1 protein-coding gene is annotated in these 1062 nt (G+C 38.3%); it reads right to left on the reverse strand.

What is annotated here, in order from left to right:
- Window positions 1-94: 94 nt before the first annotated feature.
- On the reverse strand, window positions 95-1062 hold a 968-nt coding region (glf, locus tag Q1553_RS00010), incomplete at its 5' end, for a UDP-galactopyranose mutase (RefSeq protein WP_300842632.1).

Genomic DNA, 1062 nt, shown 5'->3' on the forward strand with positions numbered 1-1062 from the left:
ATGTCTTGCAAGGTTTGATTTAGCACACTTTGGAGGCATTCCTCTATATAGCACATAGAGTTCAAAGAGGGAATAACAATGGAGACTTTAGGATTCATTGCGCAAACTCCCTCTTAACAAGCTCTAAAGCTGCCTTGATGACATCTTGCATATCATAGTATTGATATGAGCCAAGTCTTCCGCCAAAGAGGAGATTCTGCTCTTGCTTAGCAAGTTCTTGATATTTTGCAAAAAGTGCTTGATTTTTGCTATCGTTAATCGGATAATAAGGCTCTTTGCTCTTATCCCAAGTTTGAGGGTATTCTTTGGAAATAATCGTTTTCTCTTGTGTGCCAAACTCAAAGTGCTTATGCTCAATAATTCTAGTGTAAGGTGTCTGCTCGTCTGTGAAATTCACCACCGCAACCCCTTGATAGTTTGGAATCTCTAAAATCTCTTCTTCAAACTTCAAACTCCTATACTCAAGCTCTCCAAAACGATATTCAAAGTAGCTATCAATCGTTCCAGTAAATAGAATCTTTTTAGCTTTTGCTTGGAATTGCTCTTTGTGTTTTAAAAAATCTGCGTTTAGCCGCACTTCACAATTTTTTAATAATTTTTCAAAGATAGGAGTGTAGCCACCTTTTGGGATTCCTTGATAAGGGTCATTGAAGTAATTATTATCATAAGTTAATCTAACAGGAATCCTGCGTATAATGGAGGCTGGTAAATCCTTGCAATCTCTGCCCCATTGCTTTTGCGTGTAGCCTTTGATAAATTTTTCATACACATCAATCCCAACAAGGGAGAGGGCTTGTTCTTCTAGATTTTTGGGCGCACCTTTTAGGTCTTTGAGTGCGGCTTTTCTTTGGGATTCTATGATTTCTTGCGCTTGTTTAGGGGTGGAGATATTCCAAAGCTTGCAAAAAGTATTCATATTAAAGGGCAGATTATAAATTGCGCCTTTGTAGTTGGCAAGCGGAGAGTTGATGAAGTGATTAAAATCCGCAAATTGTCGCACATAGTCCCATATTTCCTTAGAATCTGTGCGGAAAATATGCGCTCCATAGGTATGCACATTAA

This window comes from Helicobacter sp. UBA3407 (assembly GCF_949747025.1).
Lineage (GTDB): Bacteria > Campylobacterota > Campylobacteria > Campylobacterales > Helicobacteraceae > Helicobacter_D > Helicobacter_D ganmani.